The following is a 493-nucleotide window of genomic DNA, read 5'->3' as shown; positions in this document are numbered from 1 at the left end:
GCCTTTAAAGCAAATTTATGGAAAAAGCAACAATATAGGAAAAGATCTAAAAAAAGCTGCTAGAAAAATACAAAGTATCCTTTATAAGGATCAACAAAACCTTAAAACATTAAGAAAGAATCTAGAAAAAATTGAAAAGTTACAAAAAAAACCTATACAAAAATCTATCTATCAATTTATAGATAAATTTAGTTTATTAGAAAATAAACTAAAATCTAATGGCTCTTATGAACTATTTCACCATCTGCTTTATCATCACAATTTAAAGAAAAATGAAATATTTGTAAAAAATCCAACAAATCAAGAAGCAACAAATCAACAAAATAAAGAACTTTTAATTCACTATAAAGAAACTACCAATATGTTAATACATATCTTAGAAGTTTTCGAATTTAATGTTAAAAATTCATCATGTGAATTATTCCAATTAGCAAAGGATTAAAAATTATGAATGAACTTTTTTTAAAAAACACTCAAGCATTATTTGAAAAAG

At 22.7% G+C, this 493-nt stretch carries 1 protein-coding gene; it reads left to right on the top strand.

Annotated elements, in window-relative coordinates; genetic code table 11:
- The coding region (locus CAMP5060_RS08165; RefSeq protein ID WP_337218209.1) for a hypothetical protein at positions 1–442 on the top strand (442 nt) is incomplete at its 5' end.
- Positions 443–493 lie beyond the last annotated feature (51 nt).

Source organism: Campylobacter sp. 1569 (genome assembly GCF_024723675.1).
GTDB classification, from domain to species: domain Bacteria; phylum Campylobacterota; class Campylobacteria; order Campylobacterales; family Campylobacteraceae; genus Campylobacter_D; species Campylobacter_D jejuni_C.
The sequence above is the reverse complement of the archived record's forward strand: the minus strand, read 5'-3'. Positions and strand labels throughout refer to the sequence as shown.